Genomic DNA, 2,155 nt, shown 5'->3' with positions numbered 1-2,155 from the left:
CCCGGCTCGCCGGCCGCCGGGGCGCCCTGGTCGGCCAGCAGCGCGGCGAAGTCCGCGGAGGCGGCCAGCCGCAGCGCCACCTCGGCGGCGAAGGGCTTGCCGTCGCCGCGCAGCACCGGCAGGTACGGGTCCTGCCCGGCCGCGTCCAGCAGCGCCGTGCGGATGCCCGGCGCGGGCTGGCTGTCGTGGGTCGCCATGACGACCGCGCCGTAGCGCTCGTAGCCCTCGCCGACCTCGGTCGGCGCGCCCGCCGACTTCTTGAAGTCCGGCAGGCTGACGTACCGTCCGAAGTCCAGGATCAGCCCCGGGTGGGCCAGCCGGGCCCGGACGGCGGCCAGTGCGGCCGGCAGCGCGGCGCGCAGCGGGTCACCGGCGGGCAGCCGGTGGGCCAGCCAGGCGGCGGCGGCCAGCGCGCCGGTCAGCACGTTGGCGGTGAAGCCGGCCGCACCGGACTCGACCGGCACGCAGCGGTCGCCGCGCACCGTCCAGTCCAGGTCCTTCGTCAACTCCTCGGCCGCGTCCGGCTCCAGCACCGCCGCGATCGCCTGGTTGGCCGCCCACGGGGTCCGCAGGCCCTTGGCCGCGTCGGCCAGCAGCGCCTCGGGCACCGCCAGCCGGCGGCCGAGCGCCTGCACCCAGACCGCCGCGACGGCCTCGACGTCCGGGCCGCCCTCCCAGAGCGCGGCCGGGTCGGCCGGCAGCAGGGCGCGGATCAGGTGCTGACGGGTCTCCGTCGCCACCGCCCGCAGCTCGTCCCGGGCCACGGCGGCCTCGGCCACCTTCAGCCCGAGCAGGGCACGGGCCCCGCCGTCCAGGAAGTTCCGGTCGTGCGAGTCCACCTGGGGCAGCCCGGCCACCACCAGGGCGGCCAGGGTCGGGGTGACGCCGGTCAGTTCGGCGAACCGCTCGGCCGCCTCCGGTCGCCAGGGCGCCGGGCCGCGCTCGGCCGCCAAGGCGAGGACGGCCGCCACCGTGCCCTCCGGGCCGCCGGTGCCCACCGCGCCGATCGAGCGGACCTCGTACGGCGCGGGCACCTCGAAGCGCCGCGCCGGGTCGTGGAACAGCACGGTGGACAGGGTCGACCCGTCCGTCCGCTGGGTGCTGTCGGCGAACAGCAGGAAGGCCCCGCCGCCGAGCGCCAGCAGCGCGTCGCCGGTGCCGCTGCGGTGGCTCCCGTCGGAGTCGAGCAGCTGACTGCCCGCCAGCTCCAGCACGGCCTTGCGCCACTGCGGCGCCGCGCCGGTCAGACCCAGCCCCGCCAGCTGCCCGGCGAACCAGGCGGCCGCCTCCCGCTGCTCGGCGTTCGGTGCCGTGGCGGCCCGCACCGCGGCGGCCTCGGCGAGCTCCGGCAGCCGCAGCCAGTCCACCGACTCGTACGGCGCCTCCGCGGCGTCCACGTGCAGGGTGCCGGCGGGCCGCGCGGGCGACTCCGGGAGGGCGGCCGCGGTCAGGAAGGCGAACTGGCCCGCCACGTAGTGGGTGGCGTTCCGGCCCCACCAGCGGGAGAGCAGGCCGGTGCCGCTGAGCGCCCTCGAGAGGAGCTCGTCGGCCGGGCCGCTCGGCGCGGCCTCGGCCGCGCCGCCGCCGTCCAGCTGCTCGGTGAGCCGCACCGCCACCTGGTCCAGCACCGCCTGCTGACGGGCCGCGTAGCGCAGCACGCCGGCCAGGCCGGAGCGCAGGGCGTGGTGCGTCACCTGGGGCAGCACCACGGCCAGCGCGGCCGTGAGGTCGCCCGGCCGGTCACCGTCGGCCGCCACCGCCACCTTGAGGAGCGAGGAGGCGGTGGCCCGGTCCATCGCGCGCAGCGCGAGCGAGCCCGCCTCGTCGCGCGGGCGCAGGTGGTGCCAGAACCGCATCGGCGGCAGCAGCGGCGTGCCCTCGGCGAACTCGCCCGGCAGGTCGTCGGTGCGCAGCTCGGCCAGCAGGAGGCCGTCCTCGCGGCGGAGCTGGGCCCGGTAGCTGCTGCGGGTCACCGCGACGGGCCGCTCGGCCCCGGGGAAGACCACCAGCGCGTCGGGCGCCTCGGCGTCCTCGGGCAGGAAGACCTGACGGCCCGCCACGTCCTCGCCCCGGAACCGGCCGTCCGCCAGCTTGACGGTGCGCCAGCCGACCAGACCGCCCGCCGGGCCGCCGGCCGGGCCCGCGACGGCGTCCG

The 2,155-nt window shown here is 78.8% G+C and carries 1 pseudogene; it reads right to left on the bottom strand.

The window, feature by feature from the left end:
• Nucleotides 1-2,155 (bottom strand): annotated as a pseudogene (locus tag ACWEPF_RS39870) (DNA-binding protein); the annotation flags it as partial.

The organism is Kitasatospora sp. NPDC004289, assembly GCF_053602875.1.
The sequence above is the reverse complement of the archived record's forward strand: the minus strand, read 5'-3'. Positions and strand labels throughout refer to the sequence as shown.